The sequence below is a fragment of the Hoylesella oralis ATCC 33269 genome (assembly GCF_000185145.2).
Classification (GTDB): Bacteria; Bacteroidota; Bacteroidia; order Bacteroidales; family Bacteroidaceae; genus Prevotella; species Prevotella phocaeensis.
Genome location: NZ_GL833119.1, coordinates 1,167,373 through 1,191,186, shown reverse-complemented (window position 1 = coordinate 1,191,186; position 23,814 = coordinate 1,167,373). Strand labels below are relative to the sequence as shown.

Sequence of the window (23,814 nt, the reverse complement as noted above, 5' to 3'; positions counted from 1 at the left end):
ACAACTGAAACACAATTCGTTGATATTCAATAAAGGATGTTTCCGATATTGCAAAGATAGTAATTTTAAAGCAAATCACAACTCCATTGCCTTCTTCGTATTGAAGCGGCGGATGTTTCCGATATTGCAAAGATAGTAATTTTAAAGCAAATCACAACCTGATGTTGCGCGGATAAAAACCGATAATGATGTTTCCGATATTGCAAAGATAGTAATTTTAAAGCAAATCACAACTTGCAATCGGTAATATATTTATAAGCGGTGATGTTTCCGATATTGCAAAGATAGTAATTTTAAAGCAAATCACAACTATTAGTTCTTTTACCCTATTCAGCAGCTTGATGTTTCCGATATTGCAAAGATAGTAATTTTAAAGCAAATCACAACACGGCTGCCGTAATACGCGCGGCCTGTAAAGATGTTTCCGATATTGCAAAGATAGTAATTTTAAAGCAAATCACAACATATGACCAATTAAAACCGCCAGCACTCCGATGTTTCCGATATTGCAAAGATAGTAATTTTAAAGCAAATCACAACTATAAAGCCCTTGTTTATAAGCATTGCGACGATGTTTCCGATATTGCAAAGATAGTAATTTTAAAGCAAATCACAACTGTTTTGGGATTTAAATGTTGGTAATCCTGATGTTTCCAATATTGCAAAGATAGTAATTTTAAAGCAAATCACAACACCTTTACCATGGTCTCATGATCGTCATATGATGTTTCCAATATTGCAAAGATAGTAATTTTAAAGCAAATCACAACTAAGGCTTTATCAACGCCTGGAGGGCATCCGATGTTTCCAATATTGCAAAGATAGTAATTTTAAAGCAAATCACAACTGCATCGATTTTTCACCTTTGCCGGACTTCGATGTTTCCAATATTGCAAAGATAGTAATTTTAAAGCAAATCACAACTTTCGCGCTATAATCTTACTTTTTAATTCGATGTTTCCAATATTGCAAAGATAGTAATTTTAAAGCAAATCACAACTTTCGCGCTATAATCTTACTTTTTAATTCGATGTTTCCAATATTGCAAAGATAGTAATTTTAAAGCAAATCACAACAGGAGATAAAAAGACGCACACAGGATAACAGATGTTTCCAATATTGCAAAGATAGTAATTTTAAAGCAAATCACAACATAAAACAAACATAATCATCAAGAGATACAGATGTTTCCAATATTGCAAAGATACTAATTTTAAAGCAAATCACAACTTTATCGTACTTGGAATAATTGCGAATATGATGTTTCCAATATTGCAAAGATACTAATTTTAAAGCAAATCACAACATAAACACGTATTAAGGCTAAGACAAAGATGATGTTTCCAATATTGCAAAGATACTAATTTTAAAGCAAATCACAACGAGTGGGACGATTGGATGAACACGTGGGAAGATGTTTCCAATATTGCAAAGATACTAATTTTAAAGCAAATCACAACGTTGGGCTTTTAATTGAATGAGATATGAAAGATGTTTCCAATATTGCAAAGATACTAATTTTAAAGCAAATCACAACGGGTAAAATGCGTACAACGAATTACACGAGTACATATGCAAATTGCATGGTCTTTCGGAGCCAAAGGGGTTGTTGTTCAGGCGGTGGCAATGCATGTAGCTATTATGGGGCTGATGACTGTTACTAGTGTAGGATTGGCTATAATGGCTGTATCAGCTATTATATCGGCATTTTCCGACAAAGCGGGGAATGCTACTGCAGAAATGAAAAAGGCCGAAACCACAATGAAAGACTACGCCACGGCCAATAACACCGAGACGGAGTCCGTTAAACAGGCAAGGGCTGCGCTTGAGATCAATATCGCTAAATTAAAGGATTTCCACGGCACAAAACAGCAGGAAAAGAAAATCGTCGAGGAAATGAACGACACCTACGGCGAGACGATGGGATACTTTTCAAAGGTATCTGAATGGTATGACGCTCTTGTCAAAAACAGCGAGGCATATTGTCGGCAGATGATTGCAGAGGCAAAAGCTCGTAATTTGGCAAATCAAATAGCACAAAAAGAACAAGAACAGTTTTACTTTTTAAAGATTTCATTCATTTCTGAGCGATGCCACAAGGTATTCCGACTGCGTGCCGATACGGAACTTACCGCCCCAAATGCCTATGCCGCTCGTCACGAAATATTGCGTCCGCCCCTTTTGTAACGGCCCATAAGCGTCTTCGTATATAGCATCTTCGATCCACGAGATGGGCCACACCTGCCCATAGTGCGTATGCCCGCTCAACTGAAAATCTGTACCTTGTCGCTCGGCATCCTCCAAATGATAAGGCTGATGGTCGAGCACGATAGTGTAACGTGAGTGGTCTACGGCTGCCATGAGGTCTTTTAACGATTTACGATGCACGTTGGTACGATCGTCGCGCCCCACGATATTAATGCCGTTAACCACAACCACACTGTCTACAAGCAGATGAATGCCGGCATCGTGATAGAACTTCTGTGCCTGTGTATTTCCCGCATAATACTCGTGATTGCCCAAGCAGGCGTAAACAGGTGCATTGAGCCGATGAAACTCTTGCGCCACATTCTCCTCTATGAGCGGGCGCATGTAGCGGTCGATAATATCGCCCCCGATCAATATAAGGTCGGCATGTTCGGCATTAACCATATCAACCCACCGCATAAACTCCGCCCTGCGATTGTGATACCCGAGGTGCAGATCGCTCATCATCACTATCTTCATGGGTTTCGGCAGCGCTTTCTCTGTTTTCAGTACAATGGGCATGCGCACTTTATTACGATAATTAAGATTGCCATACACGAAGATAATCGTGATGAGTACACCCACGAAAATGCTTCCGTGTACGCTGTTATGCAAGAACGAGGACGGCACAAGATGCACAAGCCGCCCCAAATCGAGCAACAGAAACAGCATGACCATGTAAAAAAGGATAAAAAGCGACGACGTGCCCACCTCATATACGAAAGTGGCAACAGATATGTGCCAATTCTCGATATTGGCCAAAAATGAGACGAAAAGCAGTGCTACCGACAGCAGCATTGCCCCCACAATCGTTACTTTATAAGGTATTGTCAACGGCAACAAGTGCCACACATGCCACAAAACATACGCTACCCCGACAAGAGGCAGCAGAAAAAACAGAATAGCCCAAATTTTCATAAGCGCAAAGTTACAGAGAATTTATTAAATAATCCTTGTTTCATACTCATTTAATTCATAAACCGTTATCGGAAAGTACCGCTATATAGTCGAACACTTACGCAGAACTCCTCCGTCAGTCATGCGGCAAAAGTACAATGAATTATCCCCATACCGACTAATCATTTTACAGATTATATGAATAGAATTACAGTTTAAGTCCGTCAGACAGTCTGTTTGACGGAAACAGGAATGCCCAATAACAACGATACACATACCGAATAATACCGAGGCACCGACAATATAATCTAATTACTTTTTAAGGAATCGACAATCGTACTACTTTCAAAAGAAACATTGCCGAAATCTATTTTTACATTAAAAACTCCGGAAAGTTTGACTCATTCTTAAACTTTGGGTATTTTTGCAAACAAGATACGTTTGCCCCGTTTAGCGTTTATTAACCTAACTCTTCGTAGATTGAATGCCAAGGCAGTGCTCGATAAAGCCGATAATCCTGTTACCGTGCTGAAAGAAAGCATAATCATCAAAGAAACAACTCCCAGTTTTTAGAATAAAGACAAACGCTCGAAATTACTAAAAATACATACTGAAGAACGAAACGATGCACTTGTTTTGAAAACGGATGTGAGGTTTAACACCCCGAGCGGGGCGGCCGACTTCTGTTTAGAAAGAGCAGTAAACGGGAAGACGGAATGGCACGATAAAGACAAGCGTCTGCTATCGGTTTATCTGTAGGATAAATAAATAATAAAAGGTGCATCCCTTTTCGGAGATGCACCTTTGACCTATTCTGTCTGAACAAAGCTCTTATTCTGCAGTTTCAACCTCTGCAGTACGGAAATTTACAAGGTCTTCAGCACAGAGGTTCTTGATATATGCGTAATGACCTGTCACCTCTTCTTCGGCATGCCGCACAAACACGTTGGCACTCTTGGCAAAGAGTTCGGGCGAATGGGTTGCATCATCGAGAATAAGCAGCGACATTATGATGTCTGCCGTCATGTTGAACAGCCGGCGGGCAACGAAGTCTTGCTTCTCCTGATTACCTTCTTCCTTCACTTCATTAAGCACTTCCTCGTACTGTTCTGCGAGTTTTGCCACGCGAGTCTGCAACGGTGTGAGGCTTTCTACCACTTCATTGCCAAGCATTTCGCGGATGATACCGAGGTAAGTGCCGTTGGTTATGTAGCGTATGGCGGCCACTACTTGCAGCTGCGTAGTACCCTCGTAGATAGAGAAGATACGCGCATCGCGGTAAAGACGCTGGCTCTTGTACTCCATGATGAAGCCTGAACCGCCGTGAATGGAGATGGCATCATAGGCTGCCTGCGACGCATATTCGGAGTTCATACCCTTGGCAAGTGGCGTAAAAGCGTCGGCAAGACGGGTATATTTCTTGAGTTCGTCGCGTTCTTCGGCAATGAGTTTGGTATCGCGCTGTATATCTTCGAGCGCTTTATAGATGTCTACGTAGCGTGCAGTCTGATAAAGAAGCGAACGACCAGCATCAAGTTTCGCCTTCATACGCGAGAGCATATCGTAAACAGCGGGGAAGTTAATGATCTTCTGCCCGAACTGTGCGCGCTCTTTTGCATAAGCCAAAGCCTCGTTGTATGCCTCTTGTTCCACGCCAACGCTCTGTGCTGCAATGCCCAGACGGGCACCGTTCATGAGTGCCATCACGTATTTAATAAGCCCGAGGCGGGTATTTCCGCAGAGTTCAGCCTTGGCATTCTTATAGACAAGCTCGCAAGTAGGCGAGCCGTGGATACCGAGTTTATTCTCTATATGACGCACATCTACACCACCGTTACGCTTATCGTAGATGAACATCGACAGTCCACGCCCATCGTGCGTACCCTCTTCCGAACGTGCCAGCACAAGATGGATGTCAGAGTCGCCGTTGGTAATAAAGCGCTTCACACCGTTCAGGCGCCAACAATTCTCTTTTTCGTCGAACGTTGCCTTTAACATAACGCGCTGCAAGTCCGATCCGGCATCGGGTTCTGTAAGGTCCATCGACATCGTTTCGCCTGCACAGATACGCGGAATATACTTCTGACGCTGTTCTTCATTGCCGAATTCGTAAAGCGTGTCGATGCACGACTGCAACGACCAGATATTCTGAAAACCCGAATCGGCGGCTGAAATCACCTCGGAAAGCATGGAGAACGTCGTATTAGGTAGGTTCAGGCCGCCATAACGGCGCGGCATCGAGATACCCCACAGCCCTGCCTTTCGCGTTGCGTCGAGGTTCTCAAATGTTTTCGAGGCATAAATCATGCGGTTATTCTCAAGGTGCGGCCCTTCCAGATCTACACTCTCCGAGTTGGGTTCTACTATGTTAGCAGCGATATCTCCCGCAATATCGAGGATGCGCTTATAGTTTTCGATGGCATCCTCATAGCTCACGGGAGCATCCTCAAACTTGTCTTTGTCAGCATAGTTACGCTCTTTGAGGTCGACTATGCGTTTCATCAGCGGATGATTCAAATGAAATTCAATCTCCGGATGGTCTGTATAATAATTTGACATGATGTTTACTTGCTATTCTGTTTATAATATTTAATCAGCTTCGGCACCACCTCTTCCACTGTTCCGGTGATGATATAGTCGGCAATTTGGTTGATCGGAGCATCGGGATCGCTATTTACTGAGATGATAATACCCGCATCCTGCATGCCTGCGATGTGCTGAATTTGTCCGGAAATACCACAGGCAATGTAGACTTTCGGATGAACTGTTATGCCTGTCTGCCCTATCTGTCGGTCATGGTCTATCCAACCGGCATCCACGGCAGCACGGCTTGCGCCCACTTCACCATGAAGTTCCTTCGCCAACTGGAAAAGTTGATCGAAACCTTCCTTACTCCCAACGCCATAACCGCCGGCAACAACAATGGCTGCACCCTTCAGATTGTTCTTTGCGGCCTCCACATGACGATCGATAACCTTCACTACATAGTCCACAGTAGGCACATATTTGGCCACTTCGGGATAGAGTACTTCGCCTTTATAATTCTCGTCGATCACCTCACGTTGCATCACACCGCTGCGTACAGTAGCCATCTGCGGACGATGATCGGGGTTTACAATCGTTGCAACAATGTTACCTCCGAATGCCGGACGAATTTGATAAAGCAGATTTTCATAGTGTTTTCCTGCTTTCTTATCGTCATAGTCGCCAATTTCGAGCTGTGTACAGTCGGCTGTAAGACCGCTGGTAAGCGAAGAAGACACACGCGGTCCGAGGTCTCGACCGATAACCGTCGCCCCCATCAGGGCAATCTGCGGCTGCTCTTCCTTGAAGAGATTGACCAAAATATCCGTGTGAGGAGCTGATGTATAAGGGAAAAGTCCCTCGCCATCAAACACAAACAATTTGTCTACACCGTAGGGAAGAATTTGCTTTTCAACCTTTCCTTTTATGCCGGTTCCTGCCACTACGGCATGAAGTTGCACTCCGAGTTGGTTGGCGAGCTTACGTCCTTTGGTGAGCAATTCCTGAGATACTTCGGCTACCTGTGTGCCTTCGATCTCGCAATATACAAATACGTTATTCATATTTCTAATGAGCAATGGGATAACAAGTACCCCCTACCCTATAATCTTTTCGTCCAACAATTCTTTTACCATACTCTCCACATCAGCATCAGAGCTCGTAAGCGTCTTGCTTTCCTTGGCTTGAAACACGATGTTCTGCACTGTTTTCACCTTTGTCGGTGAACCCGACAGTCCGCATTGTGCCGGATCGCCGTCTACATCTGCCACACTCCACTGGTTCAGCGTAAGATACGGACGCTCTTCATAGAGCGAACTATAAGGCTCATCCCCCTTACGTTCCATCGGACATGTGGCATACTTGTACTTCATTACGAGCTTGGCATTGCAAGGACGTGCGGGAGCTGCACTGCCATTTACAGTAATAACCACCGGTAACGGAGCCTCAACAGTCTCCACACCTCCATCGATATGGCGCCTAATGGTAGCCACACCGTTCTCTATTTTGAGTATTTCTTCGGCATAAGTTACTTGGTTCAAGCCCAATTTCTGAGCCACCTGCGGCCCCACCTGTGCCGTATCGCCGTCGATAGCCTGTCGGCCACCGATCACCACATCCACGTTTCCGATCTTCTTAATTGCAGTAGCCAAGGCATAAGAAGTAGCCAGTGTGTCGGCTCCGGCAAACAGACGGTCGGTGAGCAGCCACCCAGTATCAGCCCCGCGGTACAGTCCTTGGCGGATAATTTCACCAGCGCGTGGAGGCCCCATAGTGAGTACGCCAACGGTTGAGCCCGGGTTTTGCTCCTTTAAACGAAGAGCCTGTTCCAAAGCATTCAAGTCTTCAGGATTGAAGATTGCGGGAAGTACAGCACGATTTACGGTACCTTCTGCCGTCATGGCATCCTTACCCACATTTCTTGTGTCAGGTACTTGCTTGGCAAGTACAACAATTTTCAAACTCATATAATACTAATAAATTGTGATAGTTGCATTTATACGATCTTTCGTTCCAGCCGGTCGACTCATTTAAATTATTATTTTCTATCGGCCGAAGCACCATAATCCAGCGTGCAAAATTAGTGCTTTTTTACTTGTCAGCCAAAGAAATATCTCTAAAAATGCACAAAGCAAGGCTATATGTGCACAGAATAGATGTTTTGTGCAATACTTTCAATTTTAGCAAATAAATATAGCGACCAATATTTGCAACACAAGGTAAACGTAATATTCCTTCCTGCGAGAGGAGATGAAACGATATACGAGTTTAACGATATTAGACAAACTGACATTTTTATGCAAACATTTAATTCATAAATAGGGCATTCTTAAATGCATAATACGTATGTTCTTGTTATTCTTATCACTTTACCATACCAGAAATAGACATTGATTATAAAACAATTACAGCGTCGTTAAAGCTGATTACATGACAGCAGAATTTAGCTTAAACACGGTTTCTCTCAACCTTACATCCCCTTTATAATAAGTATATGTCTATCCTGTATCAACGATACAACGTAGCTGAAATTGTGCTAAGAAATAAAGATAAAGCAGCTTACTGCGTAAAAAGCTGTTTTTTCTCTTTTCTTCTAAACAATGTAAAAAATGAGAAAATCTCTAAGAAAAAGTAAATGAATGCAAAAAACACTTTTGCTGTATAATGGAAATCGTTCTTTTATTGTAATAATATTGAAGGTAAATGCCAACTGCGAAGTCCGCATTTTCCATTTTTAGTAGTTATTTCTTTTATAACTCTCTATGAAATCCCGATCCATTTTCTTTACCCGTCGTGATGACGGGAACAGGATCGGGATTATTGTTTTCGTAGTATTAGAGCATTGAATTCATGAGAAAAAATATAATTTGTGCAGATTATAATAAAAAATGCAGATAATATTTAAATTATTTATTTTTGTATTTGAAGATTATTATTCGCAGAAATTTAATTGTATTTATACAAAAAATAATGGAAATGAAACAAAGATTATTTACAATAGTCGTTGAGTTGTACCGATTTTATTGCATGCCATAACGGTAACCGAATGTCGAGAACAGGAGACCAAGAGTAGTAGAGAGACAGCAAATCCATATAGCTATTGTGTGAAAGAAAATGGCATCGCCGTGACTTATTATATTCAGGAAATAGATATTGTCGTTAGTTTAAAAGCAGACTTTAAGCATCTGTTCAAGCGATTCCCTAAAATGGTAGAATATATCGATAGTAAGGAATTCTGTCTTAAAGAAATGAGAAAACTTCCATTTTCACTATTGGTGAAATTAGATACGATCCTTTCTAAAAAGCAGAATAGAACCGAAAAGCGTAGAAATGTATTCATTTCTACGCTTTCCGATTTAACATCTAAAACTCAACGGTTCTGGAACCATCGTTATTTGTGGTAATCGTTACCTTCGTTGCATCTGCAGGCAAGAGCTCTTCAATCAGCTCCGGCCATTCGATAAAACATAGATGTCCGCTGTAGAAATAATCCTCGTAACCCATATCGTACACCTCTTCGAGTTTTTTGATGCGGTAGAAATCGAAATGATAAATATGCTCGTTATTCTGAAGACAACTATATTCGTTGACGATGGCAAATGTAGGCGATGTGATTACATCGTCTACTCCCAAGCATTCGCATAAAGCTTTGATGAATGTAGTTTTGCCTGTACCCATTTTTCCATAAAAGGCGAAAACGGTTCCGTTGCCCTTGTGTTCAAGAAACAGCTTAGCTGCAGCATGAATGTTATCTAAAGATTTGATATTAATTTTCATATTGATAATTTTTATATGTTATATTAAAGTGTTGAGTAGGTATATAACCAATGCGATGACTAAGAAAACAAAACTTGCGGAAAGATAGATATGCGCACTCCTCGGTTTAGATTTATAAAAAAGCAACATGCATAAGATACCGACCGGTGGTCCGAACAATAAGCACACTATAAGTAGTATCCATGATATTTTGTCTTGCTCGGCAATTGTGATCGCCTTTATATCGTCGTGACATAAAAAGTGCATCGCAATCTTATTTTTCACTTCCATATCACTCGTATTATAAAAGGTGTAATAGGTATGCTCTTTACTTATAATTTTGGCATAACTACGGTATAGAAAAACTTGTGTAATATTCTGCCACGGCGTTTCGTACACTATTTCTGCCGGTCTTATCCATTCATAAATCAACGATACGCCTTTGTCGGAGAGCTTTATTGCAGGGAATTTCTCTTTTGAACAGTTAAATTGCCACGATAACCTGACGAGTTTAAAGATACATATGAAAAGAGTTATGAGCAGTGCTATCAGCCCTATGGCGACATGTATGGTACTCCCACCCAACACACCTATAAAGGCGAAAAGCGTTCGAAAGTGCATATCTTTGGGATTGAAAAAGATCAATTTGAGATATATCCACAAACTATCGGGATAAGGACAAACGATTGTTTTATTTATCTCTCCTTGCAACGGCAACGGGATACACGAACGACGTATGCTGATGATACGCCACACGAGGTATATCAATGTAACGAAAATCAGCAATTCTATGATTACTGCAAAGAAAACGATAAGAGTATTCGATGTCATCAGTTTTATTTATCTCTTCCTCGGCGTAACTGTTATCAACGGAATGAGCATTTCTTCCATACTGATACCGCCGTGCTGGAAAGTGTCTTTGTAGTAAGAAACGTAATAGTTGTAGTTGTTCGGGTAAGCAAAGAACATATCGCCCGAGGCGAATACATACGATGTACTGAGATTGGGTGCCGGCAGTTGCGCTTTCTTTGGTTCCTTAATAGTAAAGACATCTTTAGAATCGTAGTTGAGATTTTTGCCCAATTTATATCTTAGGTTGGTATTAGTGTTACGGTCGCCTATAATCTTGATGGGCTTAGATACTCTGATGCTGCCATGATCAGTGGTAATAATAATCTTGTAGTCGGATTGTGAAAGTTGTTTAAAAAGTTCCGACAGCACGGAATGACGGAACCAACTGAGCGTAATGCTGCGATAGGCAGATTCGTTATTAGCCAGCTCGCGTACCATTTTAGATTCTGTACGTGCATGAGAGAGCATGTCTATAAAATTGATCACCAATACATTCAGATCATTTTTTTGTAAGGTATTCAGTTTTTCCATGAACTTTTCGGCCCCCGTAGAATCGTTGACTTTGTGATAACTATAAGTATCATGACGCCTGAAACGCTCTATCTGCGTTTGTATAAGTGGGCCCTCGTTGAGATTTTTACCTTCTTCTTCATCTTCGTCAACCCACAGGTCAGAAAACATCTCTGCTATTTTATTCGGCATCAATCCGCTAAAGATGGCATTACGAGCATATTGGGTTGCAGTGGGAAGAATACTCATGTAGATATCTTCTTCGATATCGAACATATCGCCAATTTCCTGTGCAAGCATTCTCCACTGGTCGTAGCGAAAGTTGTCGATAACGATGAGAAAGACCTTATTACCGGCATTGAGCAATGGAAAAATCTTCTTCTTAAAGATGTCGGGACTCATTAAAGGACGCTCTTGTGTCGCCTCATCCACCCAATCCAAATAATTATGTTTGATATATTTGGCAAATCCATTGTTGGCTTCTTCTTTTTGCATCTTAAGCATTTCGGTCATATTGCTGTCGGCAGAACTAAGTTCGAGTTCCCAATGCACAAGACGTTTATACACATCTACCCAATCTTGAAAAGATCGACAGGTCATTATTTTCGTTGCAATATCTTGAAAATTCTGTTGATAACCGCTTTGTGTAACCTCCGTAACTATCTCCTTACGATGGATATTTTTCTTTAATGTAAGCAGAATTTGGTTAGGGTTGACGGGTTTAATCAGGTAATCGGCTATTTTAGAACCAATAGCCTGATCCATGATATTCTCTTCCTCGCTCTTGGTAACCATTACCACGGGCGTTGCCGGACTGATTTCTTTAATGCGCTGCAACGTTTCCAATCCGGAGAGGCCGGGCATCATCTCGTCTAATAGAACGAGGTCATAAGTGCGTTGCATACACTGTTCAATGGCATCAGTCCCATTGCTTACCGTCGTTACATCGTATCCCTTCTTCTCTAAAAAGATAATATGACTTTTCAAGAGTTCTATCTCATCGTCTACCCAAAGTAATAATCCGTTGCTCATATTCTAAAATCCATCTAAATCATAATATTCGTCTTCAAGATCGAATTGCTTTTTCTTATCTTGCTTCTTATCTTCTTTTTCCGCGTTGTTTTTCTTATTATTCGCATCTTTTGTTCCGTCCTTGCGGTTCTTTGTTCTCAAACCGTCGTCGAAATATATGCCGGTGTCTTCTTTCTTATGCGATATACTCTGCGGCTGTTTCTTAGGTTGCGGTTTAACCGGCGCAACAGGCACCGTCGTCGATGGGTTTGTCTGTATAGTCGGCACATTAGCAGAGGAGGCTTCCGACTGGCTGTTATCAGTCTTTATTTTAGTTACAGACTCCGGTTGCGGCTTAACAATAGTTCCTTCTTCAACAACAGTCGTGTTCGTTTGTTCTTTCTTGTTACTCTCCGGTTCTTTTACAACAACAGTTCCCGATTGCCTTTGTGTACTCGTATTATTTTGCGGTTCATCAGGAATAACTGTCGTGCCCGAGTTTGCAGGAAGTGTTTCTTTTTCTTCATCGGGAATAACAATCGAACTGTTGCCGGAAGGAGATACATCAAGTCCGTTATCAATAAAAATACCATCGTCGAGCATATTATCAATGTCACGCTGCGTAGGTACATTGTTCGCCGGCTCCTTCTCTGTCACGATTTCCTCAGGTTCAGAAAGTAACCGGAAAGTACTTACTTTCAATGGAGCAAAGTGTTTGTTGTAGAAAGCATCGTAATCATCATAGCTATATTGTCCGCCCAGCAGTTCAAGGTTCTTATTGCTGATGATTACCATACGACTTTTACCCAGCCGTTGGGTAATACCTTTCTGTTTAGACAGCTGCCTGCCGTACTGCAATGCCTCATCATAACTGCGGAAACCCGATACCAGCATGCGATGCAGGCCGTCGGCATCTTCTATTTCGATACCGAAACTTCTAACCATATAGCTCGTAAAATTGTACTTTGCAATTTCGTAAAGAAGCTGATGCTCGTTAACAGAATCGGGATTATACACGAGCATGAAAACAAAATCAGCATTACGCTCGTTGGAGAATTTGCGTGCAGCAATGGAATCACTGTCGCTAAGTACGGCTACACGACGCTGCCATACGTTGTCGATATCGAACCTGCCTCCCCGAAGTTTCTTCCCTGCATTCACACCGTTTACAATCATGCCGGCCATCTCGCTCAACTTACTTTCAGGATATTTTTCTATGATTGTTTTCATGTTGTCAAGACATCCGTTCGCATTCCCGTTGTTGAGTTTGCTCAATCCATCGATAAAAATAAACTTATCACGGTTCTTTCCAAGCGGGAAACGCGTTTCGGATATATGTGTATTTCCGCTTACTTCCGAATATCGATCTGCTTTGAAAGCAGCATAGGTAGCTGCGTAAAGAGAGTCTTCGATATGCTTTCCCAAAACTGCATTTTCTTTGAAATAAGGATCGGTAAGTATGGCAGTCCATTCGCTTTTGGGATATTGCTGCCTTAATTTCTGAATGTAGCTTTCTGCCAATGAAGGCATATTAAGCCTCGAATATAGCAGGAACAAGTGATAATAAGCATTATCCGTATGTTCATAGTCGGGATATGATTCGGTAAGTCGCCGCAACGCTCTCTCACTTAGCTTCAGATTATCAAGATAATCTTTAAAGATAACGCCCGAATTGTAAAGACCATCTTCTATAATCAGGTTACTCGCCTGAAGCTGTTCTTGGGTAAAAGGTATCTGTGCAAGGTAATATTCTCGTTTATGAGGATCGTTCTGTGCATCGTTTGTCAACTGTTTCAACGAGTCTTCTATTTCAGCTTGTCGTGCTAGAGAGTCACGAATGGCATCCGTCATGGCATCAACTTCTCCGGTATGAGCAACAACTGTTTTGTTAATGCGTTGCCAATTATCGATATTTTCGCGCTTTCCCCAAAGCTTTTGAAAAGCGATTTTCCCCTGATTTACCGCCATTTGATTATAGAAATACCATTCTCCGTTTTGACTATTGATGCCGAGTGTCGATGGATTGGTATTGTTCTGCGGATTATTTATATCTCCCATACCGCTATTGGCTGCCTGCACTGCTTGCGAATTTTGCTCTGCCAACCTATTGGCTTCTTCCTTTTCTTTCTTTTTTAAAGCCTCGATCACTCGGTCAATGGCGGCATTACGATCATGCTCGTTCATCTTTGCAAGAACCTGCAATGAGTCTTGTAAATGCACCGCATCGGTATACGGCACCAATTTATCGAGCACCTTAGAGCGCTTCTCCAACTGTTCGTAATCGTCTCTCTCCTTATCGAGCAGCCCAATAGCAGTATTATAGCAGCGTTGGGCATCGCTGAACTTTTCTTTTATCCAATACAGATCGCCCAACTTCAGTAGCAGTACACCTTTCTCAATACTATTACGAGTAGATTTTATATTGCCTTTTTCATAGGCAGATATAGCATTAGAAGTATCTTTCTGTGCCAGATAGATATTTCCTATAGCATAATATACTTGGTCGAGATAGTCTTTGTTATTGTCTGAAACAGCCATACGTTTCAGACGATTGATCATCTGTTTCGACCGACTACCTGCCATTACTTCGGTCATGGCAATACGGGCATTGAACTCCACCTCGTAAGGTGGAGCCAGTCTGATGACATGTTTATATGCTTTATAAGCAAGTTCTCGGTGTCCTAATGCATTCTCAAGCTGTCCCATGAGATACCATTCGCGTGCTTTTTGCTTTCTTCGCATCTCATGTCTGATCACTTTCCGAAGATAAGGAATGGCTTTTTCGTAGTTGCCGGTATGGATGTAATAGTCGGCATAGGTATAGTCCCATTCCTTTTGAGCACGCCAATGAATGGAGTCACGTTCCATGTTTCGAATAACATCTTCGGCATCGTACAGCCATCCTTGTTCGATATAACTCTTGGCAAGCCATGCACGTGCCCGACCATAAATGGCCGGTTGCGTTTGATAGAGGCGACTCATATAAGAAAAGGTGGAAGCAGCTTCATCGAATTTACCTTGATGAAATTGCGAACGTCCCATAAGAAGCCATGCTTTCCATAGAAAGGGATTATACTCTTTGCGGTTCAACCATTCGATGTCTCTCTCTGTTTTTCGTCTGTTTTTTGTCCATTCCGGTCGCTTTTTAATACTGTGGAGTTTGATTGCTTTCTCACATTTTTCAATGGTTCTATCAAAGTTTCCCTTGCCTAACCCTATACTATTCTTATTTCCTACAGTATAGAGAGGGATCAATTCAGTAAAGTTATCTTTATTTCCTTTTTCCTTTTCAAGCGAACCGTCGATATAGGCAAGCGAACCATTATAGTATATATTATACCGTGCATTGAAAGAATGCCACCAACGATTTTTAGCAGTATTTCTCTGCGTAGAACATCCTATCAGCAATATTATTACGGCTACAGATAGGAACAGGGGGATTATATGTTGCTTATCAAGCAATCTCACTCTTATAAAACTTCATTTGTATTGTTTTTATTGCCTTAGCCAAAGCATAAATGATGATACTTATAAAGATGATTGCAGCACCGGATGGCACATTCAGCCAATAACTGATGGCGAGTCCGCACAAACAGTCTATCCATCCTATCTGTATGCTTATCAATATCATGCTTTTAAAACTATCGGTAAATATGTTGGCAGTCATGTGGGGAATAGTAAGCAGACTAATGGCCAACACGATACCTACCATTCGTAGTGTAGCAACAATTGTCATGGCTATGAGGATCATCATCAGATATTCCACAACCGTTACAGGTAATCTCTGCGACTGGGCAAAACAGCTATCAAAAGCGATACAAAGAATGGTTCTGAACAACAGAACGAACGTTAATATCACGAGCAGCGTTATTACAGCGAGCAACCAAAGGTCTTGATGCGTAATTGTAAGAATGCTTCCGAAAAGGAATGAGGGAAGATCGGGCATAAACCCGGGAGTAAGAAAGCAACATATAATACCGATACTCATACCGAATGTCCAGAATAGAGCTATGGCCGAATCTTCACGAACATTACCTCTATGTGACATCCATTGTATGCCGCAAGCGCTGAGGATGGCATAAATAAGAGCCGATGCGATGGGGTTAATGCCGCACAACACGCCAATGCCGATGCCTCCAAACGATGCATGAGTAATGCCACCGCTTATGAACACCAAGCGTCTTGTAACGATATAGGTTCCTATAAAGCCGCAAAGAATGCTTGCCAACAGCGAACCTATGATCGCATTTTGGAAAAAAGTATATTGCAATATCTCCATTTTAATTGTTGTCTATAATCATGATAACCTCATCTTTCAGTTGGTTAGGCAGGTTGATACCACGAAGTATGAGACTTCGATTCCATCCTTTCACCTCGTCTTGACGCATTGTGTAAAGTACATCCGCAAATTGTTCTACCTCTTTCTCCGTATAACTATCAGACGGTCGACCTTTAAAAATATCGAGTTCTTCGTCGTTATAATATTCTATATCTTTCAGCGATGCCTCCATCATACATTCCTGTTCGCATCGCTCATCTTCTCCTGTACAAGTAGCACAGGTAGGCACCGACGGTATTACTTTCTCTTCATTTCCATTTTTATGTTTGGAAAGAACCTCTGCGAGTATGCAAATAACGCCAAGCACAACCAACGAGATAACGAGATAGATCATCTTCTTATTTTTCGAGAATGGAGAAACCGGCACTTTTTATATCATTCCAAAAAGCGGGATAAGATTTGGTTACCACCTGCGGATGGTTAATCGTTATACCGGGAAACCTATACGCAGCCGGAGCAAACGACAGTGCCATGCGGTGATCTTCGTAAGTATCTATCGATTCCGGCGTTGGTGTGCAGTGTTCACCAGCCCATATCAACTCACTCCCGTTACTCTCCTTTACTAAATATCCGAGTTTTTTCAGTTCTTTCCGTAGCGCCTCTATACGATCTGTTTCCTTAATGCGTAGGCTGGCAAGGCCTGTAAAATGAAACGGAATTTCCATAAGTGCACAGCATACGACAAAGGTTTGTGCGAGGTCAGGAGAATTAATGAAATCGTAATCTAATCTTGGTACGGCACCTTCATGTCTTGTTAATATGACATCGGAGGCACGGTTCTCTTTCCTATTTTCAAAGGTTGTCTTGACACCAAGCAGCGAGAAAAGATATTTCACCACGGAATCTCCTTGTTTCGAGCCGTCGGTCAAGCCTCTCAATCTAATCTTTGCATCCTTGTTACCCAATGCCATTATCTCGTACCAATACGAGGCCCCGCTCCAGTCGCTTTCGATTGTATAAGGTCTGCTCTGGTAGGATTTCGGCATAATAGTGATAGTATCGATATCACTCCACTCCGCATCAGCACCGAATTCTTTCATCATCCAAAGCGTTAGTTCTATATACGGACGCGAAGCAATCTCGCCATTAAGTTTCAATTCCAGCCCGTTCTTCAATGCCGGACCAATCATCAACAATGCCGAAATATATTGTGAACTTACGTCGCCCGCTATCTCTAAGTGCCCCCCATCGAGCTGTCTCCCTTTTATTTCAAGTGGCGGATAGCCTTCTTTGCCTAAATAAGTGATATCGGCTCCCAGATATCTCAGCGCTTCCACCAATATTTTGATAGGCCGCTGCTGCATGCGATCGGTTCCGGTTATGATATGATGCCCATCCGTTGCTGCCAGATAAGCCGTAAGGAAACGCATAGCGGTGCCGGCTGCTTTTATGTCTATTACTTCGGGCATATATCGCAATGCATGAACAATCACAGACGTATCGTCGCAGTCCGAGATGTTTTCGGGCAACAAACTGCCACCTGTCAGCGCATAAATAATCAGCGCACGATTACTGATACTTTTGGATGCAGGAAGTTTAATAATGGTGTCAATACATTCGGGAGCATAAATAGAATATTGCATATCTGCGAATAATATAAATCTATTTTACGAATACGATGGGCAAATCAAGCACTTTGTCGGTTTCTTTACCGGTTCCCTTTGTTGTAACCAGCCGTCTATTGGTGCCGGGCTGTAGTTTCGGGCCGGGTATAAGCGGACTGTAATACAACACTTTTCTAATTCTTTGCTTTTGCTCCGGCGAAAAACTGAAGCTATAGCTGATGGAATAATCCATCAGATTTTCCGAATAGAAATCACTACCATTACAATTGCTCCTTCTTAAAAGATATCTTATATCAATATCATCTTTAGAATAAGCCAGATAATTCTTCAATTCTCTTTGATAAGCAATACGGTTGTAGCTTGGAGTATCCTTACAAAAATCGGTATCTCCGCACGAGTCAACCATTTCATAGCTTTGGTCTTGGGTTCGTTGTGTGAATGTATGATGGAGTCCTAAGTAATGTCCTAGCTCATGAGCCAGCGTAACAATCACGTCAGACGAATTGTAATTATAAGAATTTTTTCCCTTATCGGCATCGTATCTTGTAGACTCTTCGTCGATATACAGACTATTGATGGAGGAGCAATAGGCGTATCCCAGATTTTCCTTAGACAGTGTAGTCTGATTAACAACGCTCAAACCGGCCAAAGCCGAATCATTCTTTATGACATAAGGCATATGACTGATGCCCAAAGTAATGCCATCGGTATCTTCATCTGTAGCAAAATTGTACACCATTATATTAATATATTCGTTCGGATCCCAAATATATTTCGTGTATGCTCTTCCCTTGCTTCCCATGATTTTGTACGGATCGATTGGATAATCTTCATCCCATTCGATGTATTCAACACCCGGTGACGCAAGTTTATTTCCTTTCTCATCGTTTGTGGCAAGCTGAAACTCAACATTTATATTCTCGCTCTTTCCGTAAATATTTCCTTTATAAAGTTCGTTCACACGAGAAAGAATGGTTGCCAGTCTGCTTTGCGAGACGTATTGTTTAGAGTTTGTTCTATTGTTATAAATTACATGGAATAATACAGGAAGCTTGTACACATAGCTGTCGTTGATCTCTTGGGTAGTGTTATCCTCATCCTGATCGTATTCAGTATTGTGTACTTGTTTTTCGTCCTCGAGATTGTCATCGCTTTTACAAGAAGCAACCAACAACGTTGTTGCTAATAACAAATACAGATATATCTTCATTTTTCTACATTATAATTAATGATGCAAAGTTACGAAATAATATAGATTATACGATATTTTGGAATAAAAGAATATAATAAAACAAATATTTATCTTTTTTCTGACATATACCAGCACCTTTATAAATAATTGGTTATCATTCTAATATAATTATCCAGAGTATGGAAGCATGACAATAATCTTCTGTCAGGACACCTTTTTCCGACCACAGAAAGCGATATTTATCTTTCATACAATGAGTGTGTATGCCTTATACAACATAAATGTACGGCCGACAGAAAGCATGTTTATACAGTTTGTTTCCATCATCCGACCGGCTTACATCCTTAAAAATATGATTTAATAGGTAAAAAGTATCGGTTAAATTTGGTAGATTGCAGCAGAGTATGTACCTTTGCAATCGCTGAAAGGCAATATTCGGGATTTGGCGCAGTTGGTAGCGCACACGTCTGGGGGGCGCGAGGTCGCTGGTTCGAGTCCAGTAATCCCGACCATTTCAAAGCCAACAAGCTGATTTACAATTACTTTCGCGTGGTCGCGGGTAAAATGGTCGGCGAAAAATCGGTGAAGTTTTTCACCACAAACTTAATTATTAACAATAGGGCATTTCTCTCAAAAATTTGGAGACATGTCCAAAAAAAATTTTACCTCTCAAAAACGAAGAACGGCAATTCAAGAGATTGTCAGTTGGAAAACGCCTAAGTTTCATCAGGCGTCAGAATGTTATGTATCTTTTTCCGCATTCGATCCGGAAGCAGGAAAGCTGCGTCTTAAAAAAATCATGCTCGGGCATATCAAAGGTAAGCGAAATCAAAAATCCTACGGAGAAGATCTCGTAAAAAGACTTACTGAAAAATTGATGCAGGGGTGGAACCCTTGGATAGAAATCACACAGCCGCTCGAATACTCCTCTTTCGACGAAGTTTGCCAGAAGTATGAAGAATATCTGTTTAAACTGCTGCGGGAAAACAACATGAGGGACGAAACGATTACCTCTTACGTCAGCCGCTTGCACATGCTAAAGAAATGGAAAAAAGAAGAAAACATCAACTTGTTTTACAGTTACCAGTTTAACAGTAAGGTTGTCGGACAATTTCTCGATTACGTATTCATCGATCGAAATAATGCGATAAGAACGAGGAATAATTACTTGGCATGGTTGAAGACTTTCAGTAAATACCTTTTGGAACGCGGGTACGTTCCGCACGATCCGACGGAGGGATACTCTTGCGTACACCGCAAAGGCGAGCTTAAAAACAGAGGCGTCATCCCCGATGATGCGCTGAAAGAGCTTAAAGAGTGGCTTGAAGTAAACAATAAGCATTATCTGCTGGCATGCTATATCTTACATTATTTATTTGTACGGCCGAGGGAGATGAGTTTCCTGAAGGTAGGAGACTTTTCCATCAGAAAAAAGACACTGGTTCTTCATGGCACCAATACCAAAAATCATAATGACGCAGTACTGACAGTGCCCGACCATGTACTCAAACTCATGATCGACCTTCGTATATTCGACAGCCCAAGCGATTATTATCTTTTCAGCGATAATTTTGCGCCGGGGGCGGAAAGAAAAAGTGAGAAGAAGTTCAGGGACTACTGGACACGTTGCGTCAGAAAGAATCTAAAGATGACGGAACGTTATAAATTCTACTCATTAAAAGATACCGGTATTACCAATATGCTCCGCGCGAATACCGATATTCTTTCAGTGAGAGACCAAGCGCGACACTCATCTATTCTGATAACGGACATATATACCCCCAAAGATATCAAAGAGGCAAATAAATTGATACTGAACTACCAAGGAATTCTTTAATTCTTATATTCTTTTTTCGTATTTTGGCGTCCTACAGTCCTACAATCCTACAAAATTGGTAACGAAAAAAAGGATACCGCGCCTCACGGCGCAACATCCAACTATAAAAAATTTGAGAAATGTTCAAAATAACTTCTTCTCTCCCCGACAGGAGAGCAGAAAAGTCTTACGCAGAGCGTCCACGTAGATGCTTATATCGGGATGAGAGAGGTTTCATCCCTTCCCTCCCCTATAGGGAGAGACATTGTTTATTATTTTTCATCATACACTTTAATAATTTCACACAACTCACTCTCGAAATTAAAGATGTCATTGAGATCGTCGATCTCATGTTTAGTTTCTTTTTTATCCCGATCGAAAGTTGAAATATACTTTTTTGTTTTTCCGTTAAAATACAGCCGACATATTGGTTTACGATTGTTATCGTCAAGTAGGATAGCGAAATAAGAAAGAGCGTCTCGATAAACAATACGGGAAACATCGACTGACTTGCGAACCACGGCTTTTACTATATTAAAGCCGTCGAGTTCCTCCTGTGTAGTAACAATACCATCTTCATCGACGGGCGGTATTTCACCTATCTCACCATCAGCTCCCACGGAAGCGACTTCTGATGCTTCACGCTGTTCTTCGGAACTCAGTGCCGTTTTCAGTCGCTTAGAGATGAGTTCATTTATATAGCTGCTAATGGATCGCTTGACGAGCTCGGAGAACTGTTCCTGCACCTTGGACGTGATGATACCATTATAGACTTTCTTCGTGAAATACTTCACTATCTCAGGTGTCGGATTGACTATTTCCTCCGCAAAAATTTTCTTCAATTCATTAGAGTATTTAAGTTCACTGGCAGAGTTAAGAATATTATCTATGTCGAAATAGGATTTGTGGAACTTCTTCAATTCTTCGAGTTGATAATCCTTAACATCCGTAATGTCGAGCTCGAGAAACGGTTTATCGTCCATAATGTTCTGATCTTCGAGGTCGGTATAGAAGAGGTATCTTATACCATTTGTCAAAAGTCCAAACTTAGCCTTCGATGCTACAAAATACTTTTTGAGCTGCGTGTCGTGTAGGGATAAATCTTGCTGCCAATGCTTACATTCTATGAGAATGATAGGTGCACCATCTCTCATGATGGCATAGTCGATCTTTTCTCCTTTCTTTTTGACGAGATCGCAATCCATTTCGGGAATTACTTCCAGCGGATTAAACACATCGTACCCCAATGCATTAATGAAAGGCATGATAAACGCATTCTTGGTAGCTTCCTCTGTAAGAATACCGTCTTTTAGTTGGGCCACCTTTTCGGCAAGTTGTTTGATTGAATCTTTAAAGTCCATACTATATAAAGTTTAAGGTTTTCGCAAAGATATAAAAAATATATGAAATAACGTAAAAATATTTACACTGCATAATATAAAAAATTTCCGACGCTTCATATTTCGAAGAGTAAAATAGTTAAAGGTATTTAAATTACTACTTTTTATTATTTAAACACTTGATAGATAGTATTACTTTTACTACCTTTGTAACGTCAAACAATAATAATATACAACAGATGAAAAGATACAAAGTAAAGGAAGTTATTAAAATGCTGGAAGCCGACGGTTGGAGACTTCTGGCGATAAACGGAGACCACCGACAATTCAAGCATCCTACGAAGCCCGGAAAGGTGACCGTAAGAGGACACAAGAACGAGGATTTGAGCCAGTTTTTATTAAATAGCATTTGGAAGCAGGCAGGGTGGAAATGATCATCCTCCCTTTTCCACAAAATATAAACATCTAAATATTATAGTTATGGAGCAAATAAGAGTAGATATTGAATGGTATGACCACAATTTCGGAGCTTGCCTCGGCGACAACGTGCCCGGTGCAGTGGCACTTACCGCCAAGACATACGACGAACTGATGAAAGAAATACCCGAAACGTTGCGTTTTCATGTCGAAGGAATGATCGCCGACGGCGACGACGTACCGGCATGGCTGCGGGATGGCGAATACGAGTTTGATTATCATCTCGATACGGCAGCCCTTATCCGCTCGTGCGAACAGTATGCAAGCCTCGCCGCTATTTCGCGTGCATCGGGCGTGAACGAGCGGCAGCTGAGCCATTATGCCAACGGCATCAAGAAGCCACGACCACAGCAACGTAAGCGTATTGTGGAGGGGCTGCATGAAATTGGCAGGAAACTTATAGCCGTTGTATAGTTATTGTTTGACAACAGAATTTCAATGGTAGACCGGGGCAATGATGCTCCGGCCTTTTTTGTATTTTAACGTCATTCGAAAACTGCCTGAACGATATTTATGTGGCATCGTCTTTATAGCAAAATTAATATTAATACCTTTTCTTTCAAGATATTTTGCTTATATCCTTGTATTTATCAATACGTTTTTATATATTTGCAATCAATTAAAAATCAAATTCTTATTGCTTATGAAAAAGATATTTTTACTTTTGTTCGTTGCGGCGGTGGCATTCATCGCCTGTTCGAAAGATGACAATTCTTCTACTTATGATGCTCTGCGTCCTGTACCCATCCGCGCCGCTGCCGGCTCGCGTGCTTATGTTCATGGCAACCTGCTCTCCGGCAAGGACGTGGTAAAACAGACTTGGGGCATGAAAGGCATCTATCCTGACGGTTCACCGACGCAGGGAGGAGGAAAGTTATTCTCCGCCGAGATGCGTGACACCGTTAACCCTGCGCTTAAGTTGCTCATGAAAGATGTTATCTTCACCGTCTACAAGGAGGAGAAGCCGCGCTTGGAGACTTTCTTCCTGACGCTCCGCGATGTGGTATTCGAGCGTGGTCTTCATATAGAGAATGGCGATACCACTTTCTGCGGATATGCCAAAGATTACAGCGGCGTTACACATTACGCTAATGTAATGGACACTATTGCCTATGTGCCCAATGCGCAGCTCGAAGCTGCCGAGAAGCTCGTGCGAGCAGCCTATGAAAGAGGAGAGTACGACCAGTGCTATCAAATACTCGAAAAGGCCTACACCTTTATCCCCATCACCGGCGCCCAGTGGCGCAAACTCAAAGCCGAAAACAAGAACTAAATACAGGCCCGCCCAT

General features: G+C 41.6%; 20 protein-coding genes, 1 tRNA gene and 1 CRISPR repeat array (1 of these 22 only partly in view). Of the genes, 8 read left to right on the top strand and 13 right to left on the bottom strand.

All coding sequences use genetic code 11. The annotated features are described in order from the left end of the window. Nucleotides 1-1,537: a CRISPR direct-repeat array (repeat unit 47 nt; unit sequence GATGTTTCCGATATTGCAAAGATAGTAATTTTAAAGCAAATCACAAC); it reaches 581 nt to the left of the window's first position. Nucleotides 1,538-1,572: 35 nt separating this feature from the next. Continuing rightward, the gene (locus tag HMPREF0663_RS11940) at nucleotides 1,573-2,187 is read left to right on the top strand and encodes a hypothetical protein (RefSeq protein ID WP_004369783.1); all 615 of its coding nucleotides are present in this window, start codon (nucleotides 1,573-1,575) and stop codon (nucleotides 2,185-2,187) included. On the opposite strand, the gene HMPREF0663_RS07525 is transcribed toward HMPREF0663_RS11940, so the two are convergent. Further along, nucleotides 2,074-3,165: a metallophosphoesterase gene (locus HMPREF0663_RS07525; RefSeq protein WP_016665259.1), complete on the bottom strand. Its 1,092-nt coding sequence runs from the start codon at nucleotides 3,163-3,165 to the stop codon at nucleotides 2,074-2,076. The two genes, HMPREF0663_RS11940 and HMPREF0663_RS07525, sit on opposite strands and share 114 nt — an antisense overlap. Nucleotides 3,166-3,558: 393 nt before the next feature. Between HMPREF0663_RS07525 and HMPREF0663_RS11935 the strand changes: the two genes are divergently transcribed. Both HMPREF0663_RS11935 and HMPREF0663_RS11740 read left to right on the top strand, forming a co-directional pair. After that, nucleotides 3,559-3,717, top strand: a complete 159-nt coding sequence (locus tag HMPREF0663_RS11935) for a hypothetical protein (protein ID WP_155802184.1) — start codon at nucleotides 3,559-3,561, stop codon at nucleotides 3,715-3,717. Nucleotides 3,718-3,747: 30 nt separating this feature from the next. Continuing rightward, on the top strand, nucleotides 3,748-3,903 hold the full coding sequence (locus tag HMPREF0663_RS11740; protein ID WP_081456984.1) for a DUF4357 domain-containing protein: 156 nt from the start codon (nucleotides 3,748-3,750) through the stop codon (nucleotides 3,901-3,903). A 72-nt stretch (nucleotides 3,904-3,975) separates the two neighbouring features. Here HMPREF0663_RS11740 and HMPREF0663_RS07520 read toward each other — a convergent pair whose 3' ends face one another. From HMPREF0663_RS07520 to HMPREF0663_RS07470, 11 genes are all read right to left on the bottom strand, one after another. Beyond that, nucleotides 3,976-5,703, bottom strand: coding sequence for an acyl-CoA dehydrogenase family protein (locus tag HMPREF0663_RS07520; protein ID WP_004369779.1), 1,728 nt, complete (start codon nucleotides 5,701-5,703; stop codon nucleotides 3,976-3,978). Between the two features lie 5 nt (nucleotides 5,704-5,708). Beyond that, entirely contained in the window at nucleotides 5,709-6,731 is a 1,023-nt protein-coding gene (locus HMPREF0663_RS07515) for an electron transfer flavoprotein subunit alpha/FixB family protein (protein WP_004369778.1), read from the bottom strand. Nucleotides 6,732-6,764: 33 nt separating this feature from the next. Beyond that, on the bottom strand, nucleotides 6,765-7,634 hold the full coding sequence (locus HMPREF0663_RS07510) for an electron transfer flavoprotein subunit beta/FixA family protein (RefSeq protein WP_004369777.1): 870 nt from the start codon (nucleotides 7,632-7,634) through the stop codon (nucleotides 6,765-6,767). Between the two features lie 1,396 nt (nucleotides 7,635-9,030). Beyond that, complete coding sequence (gene tsaE, locus HMPREF0663_RS07505; RefSeq protein ID WP_004369774.1) at nucleotides 9,031-9,444, bottom strand: tRNA (adenosine(37)-N6)-threonylcarbamoyltransferase complex ATPase subunit type 1 TsaE; 414 nt, start codon at nucleotides 9,442-9,444, stop codon at nucleotides 9,031-9,033. 18 nt (nucleotides 9,445-9,462) lie between these two features. Continuing rightward, nucleotides 9,463-10,254, bottom strand: a complete 792-nt coding sequence (locus tag HMPREF0663_RS07500) for a hypothetical protein (RefSeq protein WP_004369773.1) — start codon at nucleotides 10,252-10,254, stop codon at nucleotides 9,463-9,465. Between the two features lie 9 nt (nucleotides 10,255-10,263). Next, the gene (porX, locus tag HMPREF0663_RS07495) at nucleotides 10,264-11,817 is read right to left on the bottom strand and encodes a T9SS response regulator signal transducer PorX (RefSeq protein ID WP_004369772.1); all 1,554 of its coding nucleotides are present in this window, start codon (nucleotides 11,815-11,817) and stop codon (nucleotides 10,264-10,266) included. Nucleotides 11,818-11,820: 3 nt separating this feature from the next. Further along, nucleotides 11,821-15,264 (bottom strand): type IX secretion system periplasmic lipoprotein PorW/SprE, encoded by a 3,444-nt coding sequence (gene porW, locus HMPREF0663_RS07490; protein WP_004369771.1) that lies wholly within the window; start codon nucleotides 15,262-15,264, stop codon nucleotides 11,821-11,823. Then, complete coding sequence (locus tag HMPREF0663_RS07485) at nucleotides 15,251-16,075, bottom strand: metal ABC transporter permease (RefSeq protein ID WP_004369770.1); 825 nt, start codon at nucleotides 16,073-16,075, stop codon at nucleotides 15,251-15,253. Before HMPREF0663_RS07485 ends, porW begins: the two co-directional genes overlap by 14 nt. Before the next feature lies 1 nt (nucleotide 16,076). Next, entirely contained in the window at nucleotides 16,077-16,469 is a 393-nt protein-coding gene (locus tag HMPREF0663_RS07480; RefSeq protein ID WP_004369769.1) for a hypothetical protein, read from the bottom strand. A gap of 4 nt (nucleotides 16,470-16,473) precedes the next feature. Continuing rightward, nucleotides 16,474-17,718, bottom strand: a complete 1,245-nt coding sequence (locus HMPREF0663_RS07475; RefSeq protein ID WP_004369768.1) for a 3-phosphoshikimate 1-carboxyvinyltransferase — start codon at nucleotides 17,716-17,718, stop codon at nucleotides 16,474-16,476. Nucleotides 17,719-17,737: 19 nt separating this feature from the next. Next, on the bottom strand, nucleotides 17,738-18,910 hold the full coding sequence (locus tag HMPREF0663_RS07470; RefSeq protein ID WP_004369767.1) for a zinc-dependent metalloproteinase lipoprotein: 1,173 nt from the start codon (nucleotides 18,908-18,910) through the stop codon (nucleotides 17,738-17,740). 418 nt (nucleotides 18,911-19,328) lie between these two features. On the opposite strand from HMPREF0663_RS07470, the gene HMPREF0663_RS07465 reads away from it, so the two are divergent. Next, nucleotides 19,329-19,404, top strand: a tRNA-Pro gene (locus HMPREF0663_RS07465). A 134-nt stretch (nucleotides 19,405-19,538) separates the two neighbouring features. Then, nucleotides 19,539-20,729 carry a tyrosine-type recombinase/integrase gene (locus tag HMPREF0663_RS07460; RefSeq protein ID WP_004369766.1) on the top strand — a complete coding sequence of 397 codons (1,191 nt, stop codon included), beginning with the start codon at nucleotides 19,539-19,541 and terminating at the stop codon, nucleotides 20,727-20,729. Nucleotides 20,730-20,980: 251 nt separating this feature from the next. Here the strand turns inward: HMPREF0663_RS07460 and HMPREF0663_RS07455 are convergent, their stop codons facing one another. Beyond that, nucleotides 20,981-22,069 (bottom strand): type I restriction endonuclease, encoded by a 1,089-nt coding sequence (locus tag HMPREF0663_RS07455; protein WP_004369765.1) that lies wholly within the window; start codon nucleotides 22,067-22,069, stop codon nucleotides 20,981-20,983. 218 nt (nucleotides 22,070-22,287) lie between these two features. Here HMPREF0663_RS07455 and HMPREF0663_RS07450 point away from each other — a divergent pair, with 218 nt between their 5' ends. From HMPREF0663_RS07450 to HMPREF0663_RS07440, 3 genes are all read left to right on the top strand, one after another. Next, nucleotides 22,288-22,482, top strand: a complete 195-nt coding sequence (locus HMPREF0663_RS07450; protein WP_004369764.1) for a type II toxin-antitoxin system HicA family toxin — start codon at nucleotides 22,288-22,290, stop codon at nucleotides 22,480-22,482. A 46-nt stretch (nucleotides 22,483-22,528) separates the two neighbouring features. After that, nucleotides 22,529-22,939 carry a type II toxin-antitoxin system HicB family antitoxin gene (locus HMPREF0663_RS07445; RefSeq protein WP_004369763.1) on the top strand — a complete coding sequence of 137 codons (411 nt, stop codon included), beginning with the start codon at nucleotides 22,529-22,531 and terminating at the stop codon, nucleotides 22,937-22,939. Between the two features lie 229 nt (nucleotides 22,940-23,168). Then, entirely contained in the window at nucleotides 23,169-23,798 is a 630-nt protein-coding gene (locus HMPREF0663_RS07440; protein ID WP_016665264.1) for a hypothetical protein, read from the top strand. Nucleotides 23,799-23,814 lie beyond the last annotated feature (16 nt).

Coding starts and splice junctions, on each gene's coding strand:
- HMPREF0663_RS07520 (WP_004369779.1), bottom strand. CDS start 5,703: ATGTCAAATTATTATACAGACCATCCGGAGATTGAATTTCATTTGAAT.
- HMPREF0663_RS07485 (WP_004369770.1), bottom strand. CDS start 16,075: ATGGAGATATTGCAATATACTTTTTTCCAAAATGCGATCATAGGTTCG.
- HMPREF0663_RS07455 (WP_004369765.1), bottom strand. CDS start 22,069: ATGGACTTTAAAGATTCAATCAAACAACTTGCCGAAAAGGTGGCCCAA.
- HMPREF0663_RS07440 (WP_016665264.1), top strand. CDS start 23,169: ATGAAAAAGATATTTTTACTTTTGTTCGTTGCGGCGGTGGCATTCATC.
- HMPREF0663_RS07470 (WP_004369767.1), bottom strand. CDS start 18,910: ATGAAGATATATCTGTATTTGTTATTAGCAACAACGTTGTTGGTTGCT.
- HMPREF0663_RS07500 (WP_004369773.1), bottom strand. CDS start 10,254: ATGACATCGAATACTCTTATCGTTTTCTTTGCAGTAATCATAGAATTG.
- HMPREF0663_RS07480 (WP_004369769.1), bottom strand. CDS start 16,469: ATGATCTATCTCGTTATCTCGTTGGTTGTGCTTGGCGTTATTTGCATA.
- HMPREF0663_RS07460 (WP_004369766.1), top strand. CDS start 19,539: ATGTCCAAAAAAAATTTTACCTCTCAAAAACGAAGAACGGCAATTCAA.
- porX (WP_004369772.1), bottom strand. CDS start 11,817: ATGAGCAACGGATTATTACTTTGGGTAGACGATGAGATAGAACTCTTG.
- HMPREF0663_RS07525 (WP_016665259.1), bottom strand. CDS start 3,165: ATGAAAATTTGGGCTATTCTGTTTTTTCTGCTGCCTCTTGTCGGGGTA.
- HMPREF0663_RS11940 (WP_004369783.1), top strand. CDS start 1,573: ATGCAAATTGCATGGTCTTTCGGAGCCAAAGGGGTTGTTGTTCAGGCG.
- HMPREF0663_RS07445 (WP_004369763.1), top strand. CDS start 22,529: ATGGAGCAAATAAGAGTAGATATTGAATGGTATGACCACAATTTCGGA.
- HMPREF0663_RS07515 (WP_004369778.1), bottom strand. CDS start 6,731: ATGAATAACGTATTTGTATATTGCGAGATCGAAGGCACACAGGTAGCC.
- HMPREF0663_RS07475 (WP_004369768.1), bottom strand. CDS start 17,718: ATGCAATATTCTATTTATGCTCCCGAATGTATTGACACCATTATTAAA.
- HMPREF0663_RS07510 (WP_004369777.1), bottom strand. CDS start 7,634: ATGAGTTTGAAAATTGTTGTACTTGCCAAGCAAGTACCTGACACAAGA.
- HMPREF0663_RS07450 (WP_004369764.1), top strand. CDS start 22,288: ATGAAAAGATACAAAGTAAAGGAAGTTATTAAAATGCTGGAAGCCGAC.
- tsaE (WP_004369774.1), bottom strand. CDS start 9,444: ATGAAAATTAATATCAAATCTTTAGATAACATTCATGCTGCAGCTAAG.